A 20,223-nucleotide genomic window follows, 5' to 3' on the forward strand; every position below is an offset into this window, starting at 1 on the left:
GGGGCGCGGCTCACGGCAGCAGCTCGCGGCCCCCGGGACACAGGCCGAGCCCGCGCGAGCGCGCCTGGGCCTCGGGGCCCGCGGTGAGCCACTCGCGCATGGCGTCCACGCGGGCCTGGAGCACGGGGTTGTCCGCCGCGTGCTCCAGCCGCGCCATGTCCTGCGCCGTGAGGGCCCAGCTCAGCGGCGCCGTCTCGCTGAACTCGAAGATGGCGGTGGTGAAGAAGCACGGCTCGCTGACGTTGAGCTCGTCCTGCACCAGGCTCAGCAACTCGTCGTTGCGGAAGGACATGCTGGACTCGCGCGCCGTGAGCACCGCCTCCACCGGCGAGGTGAGCCCCCCCAGCAGCCCGTCCTCGCCGGGTGCCTGCAGCTTCGTGCGCCGGCCGTTGCCCAGGTGATCTCGGATTTGCACGAGCACCACGCCCGAGGTGCACTCGCGCACCCACTCGCGATGGGCGTGCAGCCACAGCACCGCCAGGTCGACGCCGTAGTTGTCGTAATAGCCCGCGTCCACCACCCGCACGCGCGGCGAGGTGGGCAGCGAGCCCGCCGGGCTCACGTAGGGGAAGGACGCGCTCATCCGCGCCGCCGTGGCCACCGAGAAGGCCGACTGCTTGTGGGGGAAGAGCTGGAAGAGCTGCACCCCGGAGAGCGACAGCTGGGCGCGTGAGGCCTCGCGGGGCTCGTCCCCGTGGCGCTCCGTCACCAGCGTGTTCGCCTCCGCGGACGTGAGCACCGACAGGTCCAGGTTGCTCACCAGCAGCCGCCGCCCGTCCTCCACCAGCATCGGCGAGTACACCAGCGAGGGCAGCCAGCCCTCGGCCTCGCCCGCGCGCAGCTCCTGGAAGGAGCGCCCCAGCAGGCCGCCCGTGTACTTCACCCAGGCGTGCTCCAGCGAGCGGCCGCGGTTCTCGCCGAAGGGCAGCATCAGCGCGATGGCCGCCGCCGAGAGGCTGTCCTGCTCCATCATCGTGTGGAGCGACACCCCCTCCGGCAGGCCCTGGCGCTGGAGTCCCGCCACCCACGCGCCCGCGCCCACCATGCCGCCCGAGGCCCCGGTGACGAGGCGCACGTAGCGGTGGAAGCCTGGCACGCCCTGGGGGCCCTGCAACTTGGAGAGCACGTGCGCCGTCCAGGCCGCCGCGCGGATGCCGCCGCCACTCGTGGCCACCAGCGCCAGACGGGGTTTGGGCCCCGGCTCGCAGCGCATCGCCGTCTGTCCCGACGCGAGCTGCGTCTCGCCTCGCGTGGCCCAGGCCGCGTCCGGGGGAGGCTCGGAGCGCATCCGCGCCAACCAGGCGTCCAGGGCCGCGCTGTCCGCCAGCAGCCCCGCGTCTCGAGGGGACGTGAGGCTCGTGCTCGCGTACGCGGGAGGCTGGGGCAGGGACAGCTCGTCGTAGAAGGACACGTCCGACAGGCCCCGCCCGGCGAACACCACCAGCGCGCCCCCGACGATGACCGCCCCCATGTGGTGCAGCGGGAAGAAGAAGTGCAGGGCCCCGTAGACGGCGCCGCACAGGCCGATCGCCACGCAGATGACGACGGCGGGCGACACCCACCCGTGGTCTCCCGTGAGGGCCACGTGCAGGGCCACCAGCAGGTAGCCCAGCGCGAAGAGGGCCAGCAGCCCGGCCTGCAGCACGTGCAGCACCACGATGTGCGTCGGGCGCCTGCGGAAGAACGTCCTCTCGATGAGCCGCACCCAGCGGTGGCGGCACAGGTCCGACTCGTACCAGCGCTGCAGCCACTCGGCGCCGCGCGTGAGCAGCAGCGTCACCCCCACCGCGGCCAGCACGCCGAAGAGGAAGGCGAAGTGCCGGTCGATGAGACAGGGGATGCACAGCAGCACCAGCCACAGCGGATAGGTGCCGGTGCGGAAGAGGTACCAGCGGATGGTGGGCGGCCTCCCGCGCGGCTTGCCCCGCCGGGGTGCGAGGGCCCAGGGCTCATCCGCGTCCAGCAGGTAGCCGATGAAGCACAGCTGCCCCAGGAGCATGGCCGCCATGAAGGCCGCGACGAACGTCACCCGCGGCACGTCGTGGAAGAAGAGGCTCGGCAGCCCCATCGCCTCGAACCCGCCCCAGACGATGCACACCGGCAGCGCCTGGAGCACGAGCAGCAGCGGGCAGCGCCCCAGCCACTCCAACACGGGGCGCAGCGGCTGTGCCGTCTCGCCCCGCCACCAGGCCTGCACCCGTTCCAACGCCATGCCCCGAGCCTGCCTCAGAACGGCTCCACGCCGATACCCGGGGTCCCCGGGATGTTCAGCTCGCCCCACCTGGAGCCGGGCAGGCGGGCTCCCGGGGCTTCACGCGGCGTGCTCCGGCCGGCGCGGCAGCTCCACGCGGAACGTGGCGCCCCGCCCGGGCTGGCTCTCCACCTGGATGTGGCCCTCCATCGCCTCCACCATCTGGTTCGTGATGTAGAGCCCCAGCCCCAGGCCTCCGTAGTGCCGCCCCGAGACGGCCCGCTCGAACTTGCCGAAGATGCGCGCCAGGTGCTCGGGCTCGATGCCGATGCCCTCGTCGCGCACCTCCAGCACCGCCCACCCGGACCCCGCCTCCGTCCTCACGTGCACCGGGTGGCCCGCGCCGTACTTCAGCGCGTTGGACAGCAGGTTCGTCATCACCTGCTCCAGCCTCAACCGGTCCCACCGCCCCATCACCGGCACGTCCGCCGCCACCTCCAGCTCGCACCCCACCCGCTCCGCCTGCTGCGCGAAGCGGGCGGCGACCTCCCGCGCCACCTCGGCCAGGTCCACGTCCTCCCAGCTCATCAGCAGCTGGCCCGCCGTCAGCCGCGCCACGTCCAGCAGGTCATCCACCAGCACCGCCAGCTTGCGCAGCTGCTGCTCCGCGCCCTCCACCATGCGCATCACGCGCTCGCGCGACAGCGGCTCGATGGAGTCCGTCACCGCCTCGCGCTTCAACGCCTGCAGCCGCAGGTGCAGCGGCGTCAGCGGCGTCTTCAGCTCGTGCGAGGCCACCGACAGGAAGTCGTCCCGCACCTGCACCGCCTCGCGTGCCTGCTCGTACAACCGCGCGTTCTCGCGCGCCTGCTCCGCCAGACGCTGCCCCAGCGCCACCAGCGTGCGCTCGCCCGCCCTGACTCGCTTCAACTGAGTGACCATCCACTCCACCCGCCGCGCCGCCGACTCCTCGCCCAGCATCATCTCCGGCGTCTCGTAGAAGAGGTTCTCGAACACCTCGTCTCCGATGAGCGCCAACGGATGGGTGCGCAGCACGTCGCGGATGATTTCCGGCCGGAAGCAGCTCCGGTGGTAGTGGCAGACGGTCAGCCAGTGGGAGCCGGGCAGGGAGCGGTTGAGCAGCGACTCGTAGCGGATGAGCTGCTCGCAGCCGGGTTGCGACCCCAGCGTCCACGTCATCTCCCCGCTGGTGCGCAGCCCCGTGTAGCCCTCGGCCAGCGCGTCCTCCTCCAGCTTCCGGATGAAGGCCACCATCTGCTCCGGGATGAAATCCCCCGAGCGCAGGAAGGCCTCGCGCTGGGAGAGGAAGATGAGCGCCTTGCGCGCCCGCTCCCGCTCCACGTCCACCCCCCGCGCCGCCATCGCCGAGGCCACCGCCTCCACGTCGCGCGCCTCCACCGCGCAGATGCAGCGCTCCCCCCGCTCGAGCCCCATCCGCACGTAGGGCACCAGCGCCGTCATTTCGTCCTCGAAGCGCTCGTAGATGACACAGAGGTGAGCGCCCGCTCCCACCCGGGTGAGCTGCTGGGGCGTCTGCCCCACCGCCACCCCTGCGTCCTCCAGCAGCGCGGAGGGCGAAGAGGCTGTCAGCGGAGTGTTCTCACGCATGAAGCCCTCGGGGGAGAAGGGGCCTGACGGCCATCCATCCCTTCACGTGGGCATGCCGCCCGGGGGCGACAAGGAGCCAGGATCCATCCGGGCTCCCGCTCGGCGGAGCGGACCCCGTCAGCCGCCGTCGCGAATCCGGGGGAGCCCTGGGGCGCGGACCCTGACGCCCGAAGGCGCTGTCCCCGCGCCGAAGAAGACGCCGGGCCCACCCTGAGGCAGGCCCGGCGGGCCCGTCCGGGCTTCAGGCCCGCGGCTCCTGCTCCTTCTTGCGCTTCTCGAGCTCGCGGCGCACCTCGTCCATGTCCAGCGCGCGCACCTTGCCGATGAGCTCCTCGAGCACGGACCCGGGCAGCGCTCCGGCCTGCTCGAAGAGCAGGATGCCGTCGCGGAAGATCATCAACGTGGGGATGGAGCGGATCTGAAACATGCCGGAGAGCTCCGGCTGCGCATCCGTGTCGATCTTCCCGAAGGTGACGTCCGAGTGGGCCTCGGAGGCCTTCTCGTAGACGGGCGCGAAGGCGCGGCACGGGCCGCACCAGGTGGCCCACCAGTCGAGCATGACGATGCCCTGCTTGGACACCGTCGCCTCGAAGTTCTCCTTGCCGATTTCCATCGTGGCCATGGGGGCCTCCTAACGAACCGCCAGCAGTTCCACTTCGAAGAGGAGCGTGGAGTTGGGGGGGATGACAGGCGGGAAGCCGTGCGCGCCGTAGCCCAGCTCCGGGGGAATCGTGAGCTTGCGCACGCCGCCGACCTTCATGCCCGCCACGCCCTGGTCCCAGCCCTTGATGACGCGGCCGGCGCCGAGCGGGAAGGTGAAGCCCTCGTTGCGATCTCGGCTGCTGTCGAACTTCGAGCCGTTGGTGAGCGTGCCCACGTAGTGCACCGTCACCGTCTTGCCCGGAGTCGCCTCGGCGCCCGTTCCCACCTTCACGTCTTCGACCTTCAAGTCCATGAACTCTTCTCCCGTGAAAGGGGGCAACCTTAGCGCCCCAGGTGCGGGTGCGCTGCCCTCTCGCAAGGAAAAACGCGGCGCGGTGCCCACTCGTGGAGGCACCGCGCCGCTGGATTGTCAGACCGCCATCACACCTGGGACCTAGAAGGTACCGCCGATGTTGATGGTGCCGTTGTAGCTACCGGTGGCGGCGTCGCCGTTGTCGATGCCCGGGGCGAAGTCGTCGCTGAGCAGGAAGTTGTAGTTCACGCGCGCGTCGGCGGTGAAGTCACCGATTTGCGTGCGCAGACCCGCACCCACCGGAATCTTCGAGTTGGTGTCGTCGCGGAAGCCAATCGCCCCACCGTTGCGGACGTTGTACCAGTTCAGACCGTAGCCACCGAGCACGTAGGGCTGGATGGGAGTCGCGGTCAGTCCGAGGGTGACGTCGGCCTGGACGCTGTTGCGCACGAGGTCCGGACCGCTGCCGGCCACGTCCGTATCCAGGTTGTTCACCGCGCCGTTGTAGCCGAGCTCCAACCCGAACACATTGCTGGGCCGCAGCGCCGCCATCACGCCCGCGGTCGCGCCGGGGTTGATCGCCGGAGCCAGCCCGCCGGTGTAGCCCTCGATACCGCCGCCGAGCATCACGGACACGCCGCGCAGGTCGTTCTTGTTCTGGACCTCGACGGGCTTCACCTCGTAGCCGGAGCCGCCGAGGGCCTGGTCCTGGTTGATGTCGGCCGAGCCTACGCCCTGGCTCGGCGCCGGCACCGGCGTGAGCGCGGACTGCTCATTGCCCTGCGGCAGGCCGCTGCCGCCGGTGGACTGCTGATTCACCGGAGTGCAGTAGAGCGTCACGCCGCCCTGGCCCTGCATGGGGATGCCGGACTGCACGCCCTGGGGCTGCACGCCCTGGGGCGCCGTGCTCGGCTTGCCGGAGCCGCCGATGGCGTCCTGGTTGTTCACGTCGCCCTGGTTGTTCACGTCACCAGGGAGGCCCTGATCGCCGGAGCCGCCCACGCCCTGGTCCTGGACGCTGGTGTCGGGAACGGGCGCGACGTCCTGCTGGTCGAGGATGATGAGATCATCCGGGTTGCTCTGCTCCAGGCCGGAGCCGCCGATGTTGTCCGGCGACTGCTGCTCCTGGGTGTTGCCCTGGGGGTTGCTCTGGGTGTCCTGAGCCATCGCTACACCGCCATAGATGAGCGCCGTCACGAGGCCCGCGAGAATCTTCACTTTCATCCCTACCTCCGTCCGTCGGGTGACTGACGGGAAGTTCGTTCCCGGGAACACATCCGGCAAGACGCGGATCCACTCCGGAAGGATGCCGGGACCCCGGCCGAGGAGTACCCAGCCGAGCGAGGAGGGCGAGCGGGCGCGGGGGGGTTGACCCTCGAGCGGGGCGGACTGGCCGCTCAGGGGTGGAGACAGTCCAGGAACCCGTCACCCCAGCGCCCGGGACTACCCCTTCGTCCAGTCGCTGCTCGTGACGACGGGGAGCTGCAGCGCGCGCTCGCGGTCCAGGTCCAGGTTGCCGATGTGCAGCGACAGCGGCGCCTGCACCCACTTGTAGATGGACTGGAGGAAGAGCCGGGTGAACTTCTCCACGTAACCCTGCAGCCGCGCGCGCTCCACCTCGGGGAACATGGACTCGAGCGCCAGCAGCATCTCCGAGGGCACCAGCTTCTCTCCAGCGAAGAGGTAGAAGCAGGCATCCAGGATGGGGAAGGGCATCAGCTCCTCCTCGCCCACCTGGTTGTGCGCCAGCTCCGGCCCGGCGGGCTTGGCCAGCACCTTGCGGATGCCCTCGAGGCCCGTCTTCTCCAGGAGGTAGTCCAGCAGGTACATGACGACCGTCTTGGGCACGTTGGCGATGACGGCCAGCGCCCCCATCAGGTCTCCGCCCGTGGTGGTGTAGCCCACGGCGCGCTCGCTCATGTTGCCCGTCTGCAGGAAGAGGCCGCCGCTCGAGTTGGACCAGTTCCACATGCGCTGGGCGCGCAGGCGGGCCTGGATGTTCTGCTCGGTGATGGGCGTCACCTCGGCCCCGGCGAGCATGGTGCGCGCGATGTTCAGCTCGCGCTCGAAGGCCTCCTCGATGGGGACGACGAGGAAGGGCACCCCCAGCTCCCGGGCGATGGTCTCCGCGGCCTCGCGCGTGGCGTCGCTGGAGTAGCGGCTGGGCATGTAGAAGGCGCGCAGCAGGCTGCCCGGGTTGTCCGGCCGCACGCGCCTGGCGTAGCGGTGGGCGATGAGCAGGGTGAGCAGCGAGTCGCGCCCGCCCGAGAGCGCGATGCCGATGACCTTGAAGGCGCGCGTCTTCTCGAAGTAGTCGCCGATGCCCAGCGCGAGCGCGTCGAGGATGTCCTCGCACAGGGCCTCGCGGGGCGAGCGGCGCGTGTCGGGGCCGGGGAGGAAGAAGCTGCGGTGGGCGGGCACCGGGTAGCGCAGCTTCTCGCGCCGGCTGGTGAAGGCACCCGTGCAGTCGATGGTGGGCACCAGCTTCGCGCCCTCGCGCAGCCACGCCTCGCGGTCACTGCGCCAGGTGGTGTTCTCCGCGCGCAGGCGCAGCGTGCGGTCCAGGTCCACCACGGCCGCGGCGAAGCCCTCCTGGAAGCGCGGCTCCTCCAGCACGGGCTTGCCGTTCTGGTTGAGGAAGCCACCGCCGTCGAAGATGATGCCGTCGTTGCTGCCCAGCGCGTTGGAGTAGGCGACGGTGCACTGGTGGTCCGACGCGCGGGTGGCGAGCAGCTCGCGCCGGGTGTCCCCCTGGCCCACGCGGAAGGGCGAGGCGGAGATGTTCACCACCAGCTCGGCGCCCGAGTACGTGCGCCGGCGCATGGGGGCCTCGGGGCTCCAGATGTCCTCGCACACCTCGGGGGAGACGAGGCCGAAGTCGAAGCGGAAGAGGTAGTCACCGAAGGGAATGCCCCGGTACTCCTCGCGCATGCCGGGGTAGCCGCGGGAGAAGGTGCGCCCCTCGTAGAAGATGTTGTAGGTGGGCAGCTTCTCCTTGGGCACGAGGCCCAGAATCTTCCCCCCGGCCACGAGCGCGGCGCAGTTGTAGCGCAGGCCCTGGTGGTTGACGGCCACGCCCACGAGGAACACGGCGTGCAGCGAGGCCGTCTCCCGGGCGAAGCGCTCGAGCTGGGTCCACTGGCGCTCGACGAAGCCCTGCCACTGCACCAGGTCCTCGGGCGGGTAGCCGCCGATGAGCTGCTCCTGGAAGACGCCCACGGTGACGTCGTCGGCGGCCATCCGGCGAGCCAGCTCGAGCGCCTTGTCCACGTTGCGCTCGAAGGCGCCCACGGTGGTGTTGACGCTGGCGAGCCCAATCTTCACGAGCCGCATGGAAGGTGTTCCTCTCTCGAAGGGGAAGGGGATGGCGCGTGCTAGCCGACGGCGCGGGCTAATTCAACGGCCCGACGGGCTTCACCGGGCTGAGGCGGGCGATGAGCTCGCCCACGTCCTCCAGCACCGCCTCGAGCCGCGTGCGCACGTCCAGCTCGCACAGCAGCTCCTGGCGCCGCTCGGGCTCCGGGACGACGGCGGCGGCCACCACGTCCGCCAGCACGCCCCCGCTGGAGCGCGCCACCACGGGCAGCAGGTTCTCCGCGAAGGAGGCGGGCACGCGTCCCGCCAGCTCGAAGACGGCCTGACGCAGCTGCTCCTCCTCGGGCCCCTGGTAGACGGGGTCCGGCAGCAGCTGCACGCGCACCTCGCGGTAGGGCTTGTCGCTCGTCAGCTCCCCGAGCAGCCGGGCGCGAGTCACGCCCTGCAGGAGGATGTTGTAGCGCCCGTCTGGCAGCTCCTCGTGCCAGATGATGAGGCCGGCGCACATCATCGGCTGCATGGGCGGCCGCTCGCCGTACTGACCTTCCCAGCCGGGCTCCAGCTGGGCCAACGCCAGCACCTTGTCCCCGGCGAGCGCGTCGCGCACGAGGGCGCGGTAGCGCGGCTCGAAGATGTGGAGGGGAAGGGCCGCCTGCGGGAAGAGGACCGCGGAGGGCAGGGGAAACACCTTGAGCGCCTGGGTGGTGCGCTCGATGCGTTCGAGGGCCGTCGTCATGGAGGAGACACCGTACCCCGGTCATAGCGGCGGGGTGAATCCGGCGCATCCCCAGCCGCCAGGCAGGCGTCAGCCCTGGGACGGAAGGCTGGTAAAGCCGCGCTGTTCCGCTAGGGTGCGCGCCGAGATGACCGACCCCTCCACCTCCGTGGCCGCTCCTCCCGAAAAGCTCTCCTGGTACCGTCGGCTCTACCTGCGCGTGGAAGCCCTGTCCTCCACGAAGCACGCCCTGGCCGCCATGCTGTTGGTGTCCGTGGTGGACGGCTCCGTGTTTCCCATTCCGCCCTTCGCGCTGCTGGTGCCCATGGTGCTCGCGCAGCCGAAAAAGTGGGTCCGGTACGCGGTGCTGGGCACGGTGGCCAGCATCTTCGGTGGCTTCATCGGCTACTTCATCGGCCACTACCTGGGGGACATGCTCCAGCACAGCAGCATCGGCTTGCTGCACATCGACCTGAGCAAGCCCATCGACGCGCCGCGCCTGGGCATCGAGAACACCACGGTGGGCGACCTGCTGGGGCGCAACTTCTGGGTGCTGTCGCTGCTGTGCTCCATCCTGCCCACGCCCTTCAAGGTGGTGGCCATCGGCAGCGGCATGGTGAGCGTGCCGCTGGACCGCTTCTTCCTGGCGGCGGTGCTGGGCCGCTCGGTGCGCTTCTTCGCCATCGCCGGTGTGATGCGCTTCGCCGGGCCCAGGGCCCGCAAGTGGCTGCGCGTCTGAGCCGTTCCCGCGGGGCGCCTCAGGCCACCGGAGGCGTGGTGGCGAGCGCCTCGTCGATGGTGGCCAGCAGCTCGTCGGGCCGCACCGGCTTCTCCAGAATCCGGTTGCGCACCGAGCGCACGAAGTCGCGCGTGGCCTGGGTATAGGCCCCGCCGGAGATGAAGACGAGCCGCTCGGCCAGCTCCGGCGCGTGCGCGCGCAGGTGCGAGTAGACGTCCATCCCCGTCGTCCCCGGCATCTGCAAATCACACAGCACCAGGTCGAAGCGCTGGCCCTCGTTCACCCACGCGAGGGCCTCGGCGCCGCGCGTGGTGACGCTCACGTCGTGGGACGGCTCGATGAGCATGCGCATGGACTGGGCCAGGCGCGGCTCGTCGTCGATGATGAGGATGCGCCGGCGCGGCGGGGTCGCGGGCGAGGGGGCGGGCACCGAAGGCGCGGGAGTCCGGACGGGCCGGCTCTCGGCGGCGGGCAGCAGCACGGTGAAGACGGAGCCCCTGCCCTCTTCGCTGCGCACCCGCAGCTCGCCACCGTGGGCCTGGACTATCTGCTGGCAGATGGCGAGCCCCAGCCCGGTGCCCTCCTCGGACAGCTTGGTGGTGAAGAACGGGTCGAAGATGCGCGCCAGCACGGTGGGGGACATGCCGCAGCCCGTGTCGGACACCTCCACCAGGGCGCGGCCCGCGTCGTCGCAGCCGGTGCGCACGCGCACCTCGTGGTGCTCGGGGCTGCCCTCGGGGATGGCCTGCAGCGCGTTGACGAGCAGGTTGAGCATCACCTGCCCCAGCCGGGCCTCGCTGCCCATGACCTTGGGAGGCCGGCCGAAGTCCTCCACCAGGCGCGCGCGAGGACGGACCGCATGGGCCGCCATGCGCAGCGCGGGGACCACCACCTCGTTCACGTCCAGCATCGCCCTCTCCTCCCCTTCCTGCCGGCTGAACACCTTCAAATCCCGCACGATGACGCGGATGCGCTCGGCGCCCTCGCGCGCGGTCTCCAACCGGGCCCCGGCCTCGGCGAGCCCCTCGGGCCCCTGGGCCAGCGCCTGCGCCACCCCCTCCAGGTTCAGCACCAGGTAGGCGAGCGGGTTGTTGATTTCATGGCCCACGCCGGCCGCCAGCGTGCCCACGGCGGCGATGCGCTCGGCGGACACCAGCTTCGCCTGGAGCTGCTTCTGCGCGGTGATGTCGCGGTGGGTGGCCACGTAGTGCGTCACCTCTCCGCCCGCCGTGCGCACCGGGGACACGTGCATCTCGCTGTACACCCGTGAGCCGTCCTGGTGCGCCAGCACCACCTCGCCGCGGAAGAAGCCGCCCTCGCGCAGCGCCCGCTTCAGCTGCTGTTGCGCCCCGGGCTCGCTCCCGCTCCCACACAGCTCCCAGGCCGTGCGGCCCAGCAGCTCCTCGTGCCGCCGGCCCACCAGCTCCTGGAAGAACTCGTTGGCGTACACCACGCGCGAGCCCTGCCCCGGGAGCACCTCGCACACGAGCACGCCCTCGTGCACGCTGCGCACGGCGGTGGCCAGCAGCTCCAGCTGCGCGTGGGCCCTGCCGCGCTCGGCTCGAGTCGCCGCCAGCAGCAGCCCGGTGAAGGCCACGACGGCGAGGAAGAGCTGCAGCTCCAGCAGGTCCACCGTCCGCCCGTCGGCCCTCGAGATGAACGGGCCATGTCCCGAGATGGTGCCCCAGATGGACAGGCCCGCGATGAGCAGGGTGGAGAGCGCCGCCCCGTGCGAGCCGAAGCGCAGCGCGGCCCAGACGACCAGGGGGAAGAGGAGGAACACCTGCGCGTAGGCCAGGGGCGAGCCCTCGTGGCCGCCGCTGAACGCCCACCGCCCCACCGCGACGGTGAGCCCCACCAGCACCAGGGCCCCGCGCCAGCGCGGCTCCGGGTGGGGCCGCGAGAGCAGCATCACCGCCGAGCCCACCACCAACGCGCCCATGGCATTGCCCAGCCACCACACCCAGCCGGTGACGAGCAGCTTCTCCCAGGAGAGAGGGCCGCTCAGGGCGAGGCTCATCGTGCCCGCCAGGACGCTGGCCAGGGTGCACGAGGCCGCCGTGGTGGTGAGCGCCAGCACGTCCTGGGTGCGGGCCAGCGAGGGCGAGAACCCCAGGCGGCGCAGCAGCAGCGCTCCCAGCACCGCCTCCAGCGTGTTGCCCACGCTCATGGCCACGGCCGCCCCGGGGGGCACCTTGTCGAAGGACAGGATGGCGGCGAGCGCGGCGACGAAGATGGCCGGCCAGCGCGACACCCCGAGCAGGTAGAGCCCCGCCAGCGACACGCCCGTGGCGGGCCACACCGGGCTCGCGGCGCCGGCGACGGTCGCCTGCGTCAGGCCCAGCCAGGTGGTGGCGAAGTACACGACCGCCAGCACGAGCATCTCGGCGAGACCCCGGAGCCCATGGACGGGCGAACGGTCGAGGTGCTGTGGATGCGGCTGAATAGCGGTCTCCCCCCACTCGGACACTGAACCACCAGTGGCGTTGACGCGGCATGCTAGCCCGGACCGGCGCGCGCGGAAAACGTCGGCCCCGCTCGCCTGTCCGCCTACTCGACAGAAGGACGTCGCGGATTCCACCCCGGGTGCCGGGATGCAATGGCCCGGCGCGAGCCGCGTAGGGATGGGCAAGGAGGTCGAGACACATGTCCCGCCCTGGCATCGCCGCCGTGCTGTCGTTCTTCATCCCCGGAGTGGGTCAACTCTATAACGGGGACATCCTCCGGGGTCTCTTCTGGCTCATCATCACGCCGGGCTTCTGGCTGGGGACCGTCGGCCTGCTCGGTTGGGTGTGCCACTTCATCGCCGCGGCCACCGCCTACAACCGGGCCGAGGACAAGGAGCGGATGAGGAGCTTCCCCGTCAGGGTGGCGTAGCGGCGCGGGGCGCGCCGGAGAGGGCCTGGAGCACCTCGTCCGCCGTCCGGGCGAGCACCCGGGCCCCATGAGCCTGGAGCTCCTCCACGTCGCGGAAGCCCCAGGTGACGCCCACGCCGTACATGTCGGCGGCGCGCGCGGTGTCCATGTCCACCGCCGTGTCGCCGATGAAGGCGCAGTCCCCGGGCACCACGCCCAGCTCGGCCGCCACGCCGAGCGCGGACGTGGGGTCCGGCTTCCGAGGCACTCCCGCCCGCTCGCCGTAGACGGCGCCGAAGCGCACGTCCGGCAGCAGGGCTTGCACCAGACGCTTCGTGTCCGCGTCGGGCTTGTTGCTCAGCACCGCCAGCTTCAGGCTCTCCCCCTGCAGCCGGGCGAGCAGCTCGAGCATGCCGGGGTAGGGCCGGGTGTGGTCCAACTGGTGCCCGGCGTAGAAGGCCTTGTAGGCGGCCAGCACCGGCTCGTGCAGCGCCTCCTGCCCGGCGGGGACGGCGCGGGACACCAGCACCCGGACGCCCTCGCCCACGAAGCGGCGGTAGTCGGCCAGCGGGTGGACGGGCAGGCCGTGGGCGGCGAGCGCGTGGTTCATCGCCGCGCCAATGTCGTGCAGCGAGTCCAACAGTGTCCCGTCCAGGTCGAAGATGGCGGCGCGCAGGTGCATGGGCATGGCCCCTGAAAACACCAACGCCCCGGCCCGGACAAGTCCGAGGCGCGGGGCGTGGGCACTTCGCGAGCGGCGGGCCGCCCGGAAGAGGTGGGACGTTACTCCTTGGCGGAGGCGGTGGACTCGCCGGCCGCGGCGGCGTCGCCCTTCTGCAGGGTGGCGAAGTTGATGTTGTTGTAGCCGGCGCTGGCGCAGCTGAACATCACCCGCTTGATGATGGAGAACTCCACGTCCTTGTGGGCCTGGATGTTCACGTCACCCTTGAAGGCGTTGGTGTTGCCGTCGGCCATGGCGTGGAGGTCCTCGAACTGCTTCTTCATGTCCCGCAGCTTCTCCTCCAGCGCGGGGATGTTGAGGTACTCCTCCTTCACCAGGTCCTGCACCCGGCCCACGACGGTGCCGGAGATGGAGACCTCATCTCCCGACACCATCACCACCGGGTTCATCTCGATCTCCTTGACGTTGACGGCGTCGGGGAGCTGGATGTCCTTGGTCATCATCAGCACCTCGCCCGTCGCCGAGAAGTTGGCGATGAGGAAGAGCACGATGATGACGAACATGTCGACGAGCGGCGTAATCAGCACGTCCGCGTTGCCGCTCTTGTGACCGTGCGTGCCGTGGCCGAACACCTTGGAGTGCTGCAGCCGCTTGCAGTAGCGCTTACCGGGAGCCTTGATGGGCATGGTGGGTACCTTGTCCTAACCCATGATGGCGGACACCGAGACCTGGGGCAGGCCGGCGCCGATGCACTGGTCGATGATGCGCACCAGGTCCTCGTACTTGACCTTGTCCTCGGTCTGCAGCGTGATGGCCGACTGGTCCGGGAACTGGGCCTTGAGCTCCTTGAACCGGGCCAGCAGCGGCGCCAGGTCCAGCTTGCCGCCGGCTCCGCGCTTGGCCTCGATGGCCGGGAACTCGCTCTGGTCCGCCACCAGCCGCAGCTCGGTGGACGTGACGTAGAGCGTGAGCTGGACCGTCTTGGTCTGCTCCTCCTGCTTCTGCTCCTCCTCCGTCGCCGGGCCACCGGCCTGGGACACCTGGAGACGGCCAATCTGGGTCCAGACCGCCGTCATGATGAGGAAGCTGATGGTCACCGCCATCAGGTCGATGAACGGGGTGAGGTTGATGGCAACGTCGAGCGACTTCTTGCCTTTACCTCCGCCCAGGTCCATTCCGCCGGCCATGGCACTCTCCTTACGCCCGCGCTGGGTACGTCGTTCAATGAAGAGGGGCGCGTGTCATACCGCCTGACAACGCGCCCCGTTTCCGGGTTCCAACAGAGGAGCGACTACTCCTCGTCGTGATGACCGGCCGCCGAGGACACCGTGGCGTTCTTGAACTTGTCGCGGTTGTTGACGATGAGGTTGAGGACCGCGACGCTCGTCTCGTTGATGTCGTTCACCAGCGAGGTGGCGCGGCCGGACAGGATGGAGAAGGCGATAACGGACGGGATGGCCGTGAGCAGACCGAAGCCCGTGCAGTTCATGGCTTCGGAAATACCGTTGGCGAGAATGGTCGCCTTGTCGGCCGGGTTCACGTTGGCCACGGCCTCGAAGCAGGCGATCAGACCGGACACCGTACCGAGCAGCCCCGCGAGCATCGCCGCGTTGCCGAGCATGGCGAGGTAACCGGTGCGCGCCTCGATCTTCGGCGTCTCGCGCAGGCTGGCCTCGTCGAGGGCGGCCTGGACCTCGTCCTCGCCCTTGGGAACGTTCATCAGGCCGGCCTTGATGACCTGGGTGAGCGGCGTCTGCTTCTGGCCGGCCACGTAGTTGATGGCCTTGTCCAGGTCACCGGCGTAGATGTGCTTCTTGAGCCCGCGCAGGAAGGCGTCCTTGTTGATGGACGCCTTGCCGAACAGCACGATGCCGCGCTCGATCATGATGGCCAGGGCGAACACCAGGCACGTGGCGATGGGGTACATACCCCACTGGCCCGCCTCCCAGCGCCGGGCGATCTCCTCGAACAGCGTGCGCTCGGCACCGCCGCCGGCGTTGGCGAGGATGGTCAGATTCGTCAGAAACCCCAGGTTCATTGCGTTTGGCCTCCAAAAGGGGCGGGCCCGTCATGGCGGGCCTTGGTGCCATCCACCGGGTAGGTGAGCCTGCGACCTTCCGCAGGAGTTCCGTGCCGGGAATGGCATGAATGGACGCCGGACTTTAGGAACGGCTGTCCAGGAGTGTCAAGGCATGCCCGGTGCTCTTAGTTGCTGAAATCCCACGGGAATTTTGCGATCAGACACCGCCAGGATGGCTGGTCTGGTGGCGGACGGACAGTGCTTGTCGCGCTGCGTCGCCTGCTTGACGCTCCCGGGGGACGAGACTAAGGGCGGCCAGATCATGGCCCGAAAGCGGATCGGCGAGTTGCTCGTGGAGAGGGGGGCGATCACCGCGGCCCAGTTGGAAGCGGCGCTGCAGGCGCAACAGCGGACCCGGCAGCGGCTGGGGGCCGCGCTCGTCTCGCAGGGAGCCATCAGCGAGAAGACCCTGGCCCACGCGCTGAGCGAGGCGCTCGGGGTGCCGGTGATGGACCTGGCGGCCCGGACCCCGGATTGGAGCGCCGTGCACCTGCTGCGCTCGCGCTTCTGCGAGCAGCACGAGCTGTTCCCCGTGTCGCTGGAGACGGTGGGCGGACGCCGGCTGCTGGTGGTGGCCATGGCGGACCCGCTCGACACCGCGGCCCTCCAGGAGATGGAGTTCACCACCGGGTTGAAGGTGAGCCCGCGCGTGGCGTCCCTGTCCGCCGTGCGCGCCGCCATCCAGCGCTACTACCACCGCCCCGCCCCCACCGCCGCCGCACCGGTTTCCACGCGGGCCCCGGAGCCCGTTCCCGAGGCCCACGAGGACGACGTCGAGGAGATCATCCTCGGCGAGGAGCTGCCCCCCGGCGAGCACACCCGCCGCGTCTCGCTCGAGGAGCTCATCCAGCAGCGCGAGCAGCAGCGGCGGCTCAAGCGCGGACAGGTGAAGCCCGGTTCGGCCAGGCGCGCCGGGGACCTCAGCGCCGAGCTGGATTCGCTGTTCGGCGACGTGCTGCCCGCCACCGAGCCGGCGGCGGTGGACCCGGTGGAGGAGCTGGAGCGCAAGTTCTGGGCCCTCATGCGCATCATGGCGCGCAAGGGACTCCTCACGAAGGAGGAGTTCACCCGCGAGCTGGACGACGAGTCCGAGGGCTGAGCGGGCTCAGTCGGCGAGCGGCAGGCGCACGGTGAAGGTGGTGCCCTCGCCCAGCGTGCTCTCCACGCTCAGCCGGCCCCCGTGCTTCTCGATAATCCGCTGCACGATGGACAGCCCCAGCCCCGTCCCCTTCCCCTCCGTCTTCGTCGTGAAGAACGGCTCGAAGATGCGCGACAGGTTCGCCGGCTCGATGCCGCTGCCCGTGTCCTTCACCCATACCACCGCCTCGCGCCCGTCCCGCCGCGTCCGCAGCAGGAGCTGCCCGCCCGGCTTCATCGCGTGGCACGCGTTGGTGATGAGGTTGACGAACACCTGCTCCAGGTTCGCCGGCACCCCCGACAGCGGCGGCAACTCCCCGTAGTCCCGCTCCATCTTCACCTTCGCCTGCGCCACCACGTGCTCGCAGTAGCCCACCGCCTTGTCCAGCAACGCGTTGAGCAGCACCCGCTCCGCCTTGTCCTTGGCGGGCCTCGCGTACGACGTCAGGTCCCTCGTGAAGCGCAGAATCCGCTGGCCGCTCTCCAATATCTTCCGCAGCTTGTCCGCGTCCGAGGCCCCGCCGCTGCCCATCATCCGCGCCCGCTGCAGCAGCGACTCGGCGCTCATCACCACCGCCGTCATCGGGTTGTTGATTTCGTGCGCCACGCTCGCCGCCAGCTGCCCCATCGACGCCAGCTTCTCCGCGTGGATGACCCGCTGCTCGAGCTGCGCCACCACCGTCACGTCCTGCCCGATGGCCATCACCCCCTCCACCTCGCCCTGAGAGGTGAGCGCCGAGGACGTCGCGAACGCGGCGCGCGCCTCGCCCGAGCGCGTGCGCAACCGCAGCTCGAAGTTGGGCACCGGCTCGCCCCGCAGCGCCGCCGCCAGCACCGAGGCCAGCCGCAGGTGCTCGTCCTCGGGCACCAGCGAGAAGACGTCCCGCCCCAGCACCTCCTCCTTGCTGAAGCCCGTCAGCCGGCTGATGGCCTGGTTGAAGACGACCACCTTCTTGTCCCGGTTGGCCACCAGGATGAGGGCGTTGGCCTTCTCCAGCAGCTCCTCCAGGTACTTGCGCACGAACGTCAGCTCGTCGATGAGCTTGGCGTTCTTCACCGCCACCGCCACCTGGTTGGCCAGCTGCACCAGCACCCGCTCGTCCTGCGGCGGGTCGCTCTCCTCGCGCAGCGTGGCGGGGTACTCCAGGTTGATGACGCCGTAGAGCTGCCCGCTGGCCACCAGCGGCGCGCTCACCCCACCCGCGCTGCCCTCGAAGAGCAGCGGCACCTGCGCGGACACGACCACCTTGCCCGCCGGAATGGCCTCCTGCGACAGGTGCAGCTTGCCCACCGCGCTGCGCTTGAGCACCAGCGGCTCCCGGGAGCCCTCCTTCAGCCGTCCCTCGGCGTAGAGGCTCGTCAGCACCCCGCTGCTCGCGTCGATGATGCGGATGCAGAACGTCCGCCCGGGGAACAGCTCCTTCACCCCGCGCGCCACCGCCGCCACCAGCTCCTCCTCGCTGCCCGCCTCGGCCACGCTGCGCCCCAGGTCCAGCAGCACGCCCTCGGTGCGCGCCTGCTCCAGCAGCGCCTGCTCCACCACCACCAGCTGGCCCCGCATCAGCTCCGACTCGCGCCGCCCCACCACCGACACCGAGCCGCCCCGGCGCGCCAGCTCCATCACCACCACCCCACCCTGCGGCAGCGGCACCTCCACCACGCACGAAGCGCCGTCCTCGGGCACCCTCGCCCCCGACAGCAGCTCCATCATCTGCTCCACCGTCAGGCCATGGTCGAAGCAGAAGCGCGCGAAGGCGTTGTTGCACAGCCGCAGCCGCAGCCCCACGTCGCAAAGCGCCGAGGGCAGCTCCACCGCTTCGAAGAAGGCACGGAAGTCCTCGGCGGAGGGAAGCTCCGGCAAGTGCAGGCGACGCGACTCAGTCGTCATGGGAGCTGGCCTTGTCGAGGTCCAGTATCTGCTGGGACCCCATGTAGGCTTTCGTCTCGTAACGGGTGATGCGGCCAATCTTGCGGACGATCTCCGCCATGCGCTCGGCCTCGCGGTAGATGATGTCCACCGGCTTGTAGGAGGTGTCCTCCTCCTTGAGCCTGCGCTTGAGCAGCTCCGCGTAGCCCATCACCGAGGTGAGCGGCTGATTGAGCTCGTGGGCGGCGGTACCGGCCAGGGCGACGATGACGGCGTTCTTCTCGCTCTCCTCCAGGCGGTTCTCCACGTCCGACAGCTTGCGCTCCAGCTCCATGCGGTCGCGCAGGTCCGTGAAGATGCCCACGCTGGCCACCTCGCGGCCGCCCTCGTAGACGATGGAGGCCGTCATGTTCACCGGCACCATCTGCGCGGCCCGGTTGACGACGTCGTGGCGGCGCACCGACAGCCGGCCCCGCCCGCCATGCTCCGGGCTGCGCAGCTCCTTCATGATGCGCTGGGCCAGCCCGGTGGGATACAGCTGGTTGACGTGCATGCCGCCCAGGGCCTGCTGGGCGCTGTAGCCGAAGAGGGCCTCGGCCCCCTTGTTGAAGAGGATGATGCGGCCCTGCATGTCCGCGGCGACGATGGCGTCCACCGACGAGTCGATGAGCCGCTCCAGGAAGTCCTTGGTGTGGCGCAGCTCGTCGGCCAGCTGGCGCGCCTGCGTCACGTCCCGGAACGAGAGGATGATGGCGCGGCGGCCATCCTCCAGCGGCGCCGCGGAGAAGCTCAACGTGAGCCGCCGGCCCCCGGGCGTACGCACCATCATGTCCACGTCCGAGCGCGACTCGCCCCGCCGCGCCGCCGTCACCAGCTCCATCAGCACCGTCTCGTCCACCGGCTGCGTCACGTCCACCAGGTGGCGCCCATAGGCGGACTCGGAGGGCGTCTCCAGGATGGACTCGCCCGCGGGGTTGACGCTGAGCACGCACGCCCGGTCATCGAGGATGGCCACGCCCTCGCGCACGTTGGCGAAGAAGAGGTGGTACGTCTCGAGCGAGGCGGCCTTGGCCTCGGCGGCGATGCGCGCCGACATCTCGCGCTCGGTCTGCCCACGCACCGTCTGCAGCAGCGACGCGTTGCGCAGCGCCACCGCCGTGGCATGGGCCACCGTGTTGAGGAAATCGATTTCGTGCGGAGCGAAGGTGCGCCGGTCCCCACCCGAGGCGCGCAGCAGCAGCACCCCGCGCACCTCGCCCCCGATGTGCAGGGGCAGCGCCGCCAGCGTGTGGATGCCCCGCGCCGCCACCTCGTTCTGCACGCCCTCGAGCAGCGGGTGGTGCGAGGCGTCCTCCACGATGACCGTCTCGCCCGTGCGGGCCGCCTCGCGCACCTCCGGGTAGCGCTCCAGGTCGATGCGGATGTCCGTCAGGTCCGGCGCGTCGCTGGCGGCCACCACGCGGGCCCCCTCGCCGTTGCGCTCCAGCATCACCAGCGCGGCACGGCCGATTCCCAGCCGCTCGGCGAGCCTGCGGGTGACGTCGTGCAGCAGCGCCTCCACGTCGAAGCTCTCGGCGTAGTCCGCGGTGAGCTCCACCAGCAGCGACAGGTCCTGCTGCCGGCGCATCAGCTCCTGGCGCTCGCGGTGGCGCTCGGCGACGCGGCGCAACCTCCAGGCCAGCTCGTGGGGCGGGCCCCCCGCCATCATCACCTCGGCGGGCTTGAGCGACTCCAGGGCCGCGAAGGCCGCCTCTCCCGGCTCCACCAGCGCCACCAGGGTGAGCCGGGCTCCCGCGGGCGTGGCGAGCAGCGCTTCCACGGCGGAGGCGCCCTCCGGCGAGCTCAGGTCCACCAGGCCCATGGTGGCCTGCTCCGGCGTCTCCACCACCCGCAGGCCAACCCGGGCCGCTGCTCGAAAGAGCGGCTCGCGCGCGGCCGAGGCCGCGGGCACCAGGACGACACCGAGGGAGGACTCGTTGGGAGACACGCCTGCGACTCTATCCCGGCTTCCGCCTCAGGGGCAGTCGGACGCCCGCGCCACCGTGTCCGGTGCCCAA

17 protein-coding genes are annotated in these 20,223 nt (G+C 70.4%); 3 read left to right on the forward strand and 14 right to left on the reverse strand.

Annotated features, from left to right (window positions below; all coding sequences use genetic code 11):
* Positions 1-10: 10 nt before the first annotated feature.
* The 7 genes from ACJ8AN_RS03590 to ACJ8AN_RS03620 all read right to left on the reverse strand — a co-directional run bounded on the left by ACJ8AN_RS03590 (position 11) and on the right by ACJ8AN_RS03620 (position 8,826).
* A complete protein-coding gene (locus ACJ8AN_RS03590; RefSeq protein ID WP_407753791.1) occupies positions 11-2,212 on the reverse strand; it encodes a patatin-like phospholipase family protein in 2,202 nt (733 codons plus the stop codon).
* Between the two features lie 99 nt (positions 2,213-2,311).
* Entirely contained in the window at positions 2,312-3,820 is a 1,509-nt protein-coding gene (locus ACJ8AN_RS03595; RefSeq protein ID WP_407753792.1) for an MEDS domain-containing protein, read from the reverse strand.
* A gap of 241 nt (positions 3,821-4,061) precedes the next feature.
* Positions 4,062-4,442, reverse strand: a complete 381-nt coding sequence (gene trxA, locus ACJ8AN_RS03600; RefSeq protein WP_407753793.1) for a thioredoxin — start codon at positions 4,440-4,442, stop codon at positions 4,062-4,064.
* A gap of 9 nt (positions 4,443-4,451) precedes the next feature.
* Positions 4,452-4,775 (reverse strand): FKBP-type peptidyl-prolyl cis-trans isomerase, encoded by a 324-nt coding sequence (locus ACJ8AN_RS03605; protein ID WP_407753794.1) that lies wholly within the window; start codon positions 4,773-4,775, stop codon positions 4,452-4,454.
* A 141-nt stretch (positions 4,776-4,916) separates the two neighbouring features.
* Complete coding sequence (locus tag ACJ8AN_RS03610) at positions 4,917-5,999, reverse strand: outer membrane protein (protein WP_407753795.1); 1,083 nt, start codon at positions 5,997-5,999, stop codon at positions 4,917-4,919.
* 219 nt (positions 6,000-6,218) lie between these two features.
* Complete coding sequence (gene nadE, locus ACJ8AN_RS03615) at positions 6,219-8,108, reverse strand: NAD(+) synthase (protein WP_407753796.1); 1,890 nt, start codon at positions 8,106-8,108, stop codon at positions 6,219-6,221.
* Positions 8,109-8,166: 58 nt separating this feature from the next.
* The gene (locus ACJ8AN_RS03620) at positions 8,167-8,826 is read right to left on the reverse strand and encodes an LON peptidase substrate-binding domain-containing protein (protein WP_407753797.1); all 660 of its coding nucleotides are present in this window, start codon (positions 8,824-8,826) and stop codon (positions 8,167-8,169) included.
* 127 nt (positions 8,827-8,953) lie between these two features.
* Between ACJ8AN_RS03620 and ACJ8AN_RS03625 the strand changes: the two genes are divergently transcribed.
* A complete protein-coding gene (locus ACJ8AN_RS03625) occupies positions 8,954-9,544 on the forward strand; it encodes a YqaA family protein (protein ID WP_407753798.1) in 591 nt (196 codons plus the stop codon).
* A 19-nt stretch (positions 9,545-9,563) separates the two neighbouring features.
* On the opposite strand, the gene ACJ8AN_RS03630 is transcribed toward ACJ8AN_RS03625, so the two are convergent.
* The gene (locus ACJ8AN_RS03630) at positions 9,564-11,927 is read right to left on the reverse strand and encodes an MASE1 domain-containing protein (protein ID WP_407753799.1); all 2,364 of its coding nucleotides are present in this window, start codon (positions 11,925-11,927) and stop codon (positions 9,564-9,566) included.
* Positions 11,928-12,190: 263 nt separating this feature from the next.
* Here ACJ8AN_RS03630 and ACJ8AN_RS03635 point away from each other — a divergent pair, with 263 nt between their 5' ends.
* Positions 12,191-12,421, forward strand: coding sequence for a hypothetical protein (locus ACJ8AN_RS03635; RefSeq protein WP_407753800.1), 231 nt, complete (start codon positions 12,191-12,193; stop codon positions 12,419-12,421).
* Here the strand turns inward: ACJ8AN_RS03635 and ACJ8AN_RS03640 are convergent.
* The 4 genes from ACJ8AN_RS03640 to ACJ8AN_RS03655 form a co-directional block, all read right to left on the reverse strand.
* Positions 12,408-13,082, reverse strand: coding sequence for an HAD family hydrolase (locus ACJ8AN_RS03640; RefSeq protein ID WP_407753801.1), 675 nt, complete (start codon positions 13,080-13,082; stop codon positions 12,408-12,410). The genes ACJ8AN_RS03635 and ACJ8AN_RS03640 overlap by 14 nt on opposite strands.
* A 101-nt stretch (positions 13,083-13,183) precedes the next feature.
* Positions 13,184-13,768, reverse strand: coding sequence for an ExbD/TolR family protein (locus tag ACJ8AN_RS03645; protein ID WP_407753802.1), 585 nt, complete (start codon positions 13,766-13,768; stop codon positions 13,184-13,186).
* A gap of 15 nt (positions 13,769-13,783) precedes the next feature.
* On the reverse strand, positions 13,784-14,269 hold the full coding sequence (locus ACJ8AN_RS03650; protein ID WP_407753803.1) for an ExbD/TolR family protein: 486 nt from the start codon (positions 14,267-14,269) through the stop codon (positions 13,784-13,786).
* 104 nt (positions 14,270-14,373) lie between these two features.
* Positions 14,374-15,120, reverse strand: a complete 747-nt coding sequence (locus ACJ8AN_RS03655; RefSeq protein ID WP_407753804.1) for a MotA/TolQ/ExbB proton channel family protein — start codon at positions 15,118-15,120, stop codon at positions 14,374-14,376.
* A gap of 304 nt (positions 15,121-15,424) precedes the next feature.
* On the opposite strand from ACJ8AN_RS03655, the gene ACJ8AN_RS03660 reads away from it, so the two are divergent.
* On the forward strand, positions 15,425-16,261 hold the full coding sequence (locus ACJ8AN_RS03660) for a hypothetical protein (RefSeq protein WP_407753805.1): 837 nt from the start codon (positions 15,425-15,427) through the stop codon (positions 16,259-16,261).
* A gap of 6 nt (positions 16,262-16,267) precedes the next feature.
* Here the strand turns inward: ACJ8AN_RS03660 and ACJ8AN_RS03665 are convergent, their stop codons facing one another.
* On the reverse strand, positions 16,268-18,187 hold the full coding sequence (locus ACJ8AN_RS03665) for an ATP-binding protein (protein WP_407753806.1): 1,920 nt from the start codon (positions 18,185-18,187) through the stop codon (positions 16,268-16,270).
* A complete protein-coding gene (locus tag ACJ8AN_RS03670; RefSeq protein WP_407753807.1) occupies positions 18,177-20,153 on the reverse strand; it encodes a PAS domain S-box protein in 1,977 nt (658 codons plus the stop codon). The genes ACJ8AN_RS03665 and ACJ8AN_RS03670 overlap by 11 nt, the downstream gene beginning before the upstream one ends.
* Positions 20,154-20,223: the final 70 nt, after the last annotated feature.

Source organism: Archangium sp., assembly GCF_045802675.1.
GTDB lineage: Bacteria > Myxococcota > Myxococcia > Myxococcales > Myxococcaceae > Archangium.

Excerpts from the sequence above, each read along its gene's own strand:
- ACJ8AN_RS03625 (WP_407753798.1), top strand. The coding sequence starts at position 8,954 with ATGACCGACCCCTCCACCTCCGTGGCCGCTCCTCCCGAAAAGCTCTCC.
- ACJ8AN_RS03590 (WP_407753791.1), bottom strand. The coding sequence starts at position 2,212 with ATGGCGTTGGAACGGGTGCAGGCCTGGTGGCGGGGCGAGACGGCACAG.
- trxA (WP_407753793.1), bottom strand. The coding sequence starts at position 4,442 with ATGGCCACGATGGAAATCGGCAAGGAGAACTTCGAGGCGACGGTGTCC.
- ACJ8AN_RS03640 (WP_407753801.1), bottom strand. The coding sequence starts at position 13,082 with ATGCACCTGCGCGCCGCCATCTTCGACCTGGACGGGACACTGTTGGAC.
- ACJ8AN_RS03645 (WP_407753802.1), bottom strand. The coding sequence starts at position 13,768 with ATGCCCATCAAGGCTCCCGGTAAGCGCTACTGCAAGCGGCTGCAGCAC.
- ACJ8AN_RS03605 (WP_407753794.1), bottom strand. The coding sequence starts at position 4,775 with ATGGACTTGAAGGTCGAAGACGTGAAGGTGGGAACGGGCGCCGAGGCG.
- ACJ8AN_RS03595 (WP_407753792.1), bottom strand. The coding sequence starts at position 3,820 with ATGCGTGAGAACACTCCGCTGACAGCCTCTTCGCCCTCCGCGCTGCTG.
- ACJ8AN_RS03650 (WP_407753803.1), bottom strand. The coding sequence starts at position 14,269 with ATGGCCGGCGGAATGGACCTGGGCGGAGGTAAAGGCAAGAAGTCGCTC.
- ACJ8AN_RS03610 (WP_407753795.1), bottom strand. The coding sequence starts at position 5,999 with ATGAAAGTGAAGATTCTCGCGGGCCTCGTGACGGCGCTCATCTATGGC.
- ACJ8AN_RS03620 (WP_407753797.1), bottom strand. The coding sequence starts at position 8,826 with ATGACGACGGCCCTCGAACGCATCGAGCGCACCACCCAGGCGCTCAAG.
- nadE (WP_407753796.1), bottom strand. The coding sequence starts at position 8,108 with ATGCGGCTCGTGAAGATTGGGCTCGCCAGCGTCAACACCACCGTGGGC.
- ACJ8AN_RS03665 (WP_407753806.1), bottom strand. The coding sequence starts at position 18,187 with ATGACGACTGAGTCGCGTCGCCTGCACTTGCCGGAGCTTCCCTCCGCC.
- ACJ8AN_RS03630 (WP_407753799.1), bottom strand. The coding sequence starts at position 11,927 with ATGCTCGTGCTGGCGGTCGTGTACTTCGCCACCACCTGGCTGGGCCTG.
- ACJ8AN_RS03660 (WP_407753805.1), top strand. The coding sequence starts at position 15,425 with ATGGCCCGAAAGCGGATCGGCGAGTTGCTCGTGGAGAGGGGGGCGATC.
- ACJ8AN_RS03635 (WP_407753800.1), top strand. The coding sequence starts at position 12,191 with ATGTCCCGCCCTGGCATCGCCGCCGTGCTGTCGTTCTTCATCCCCGGA.
- ACJ8AN_RS03655 (WP_407753804.1), bottom strand. The coding sequence starts at position 15,120 with ATGAACCTGGGGTTTCTGACGAATCTGACCATCCTCGCCAACGCCGGC.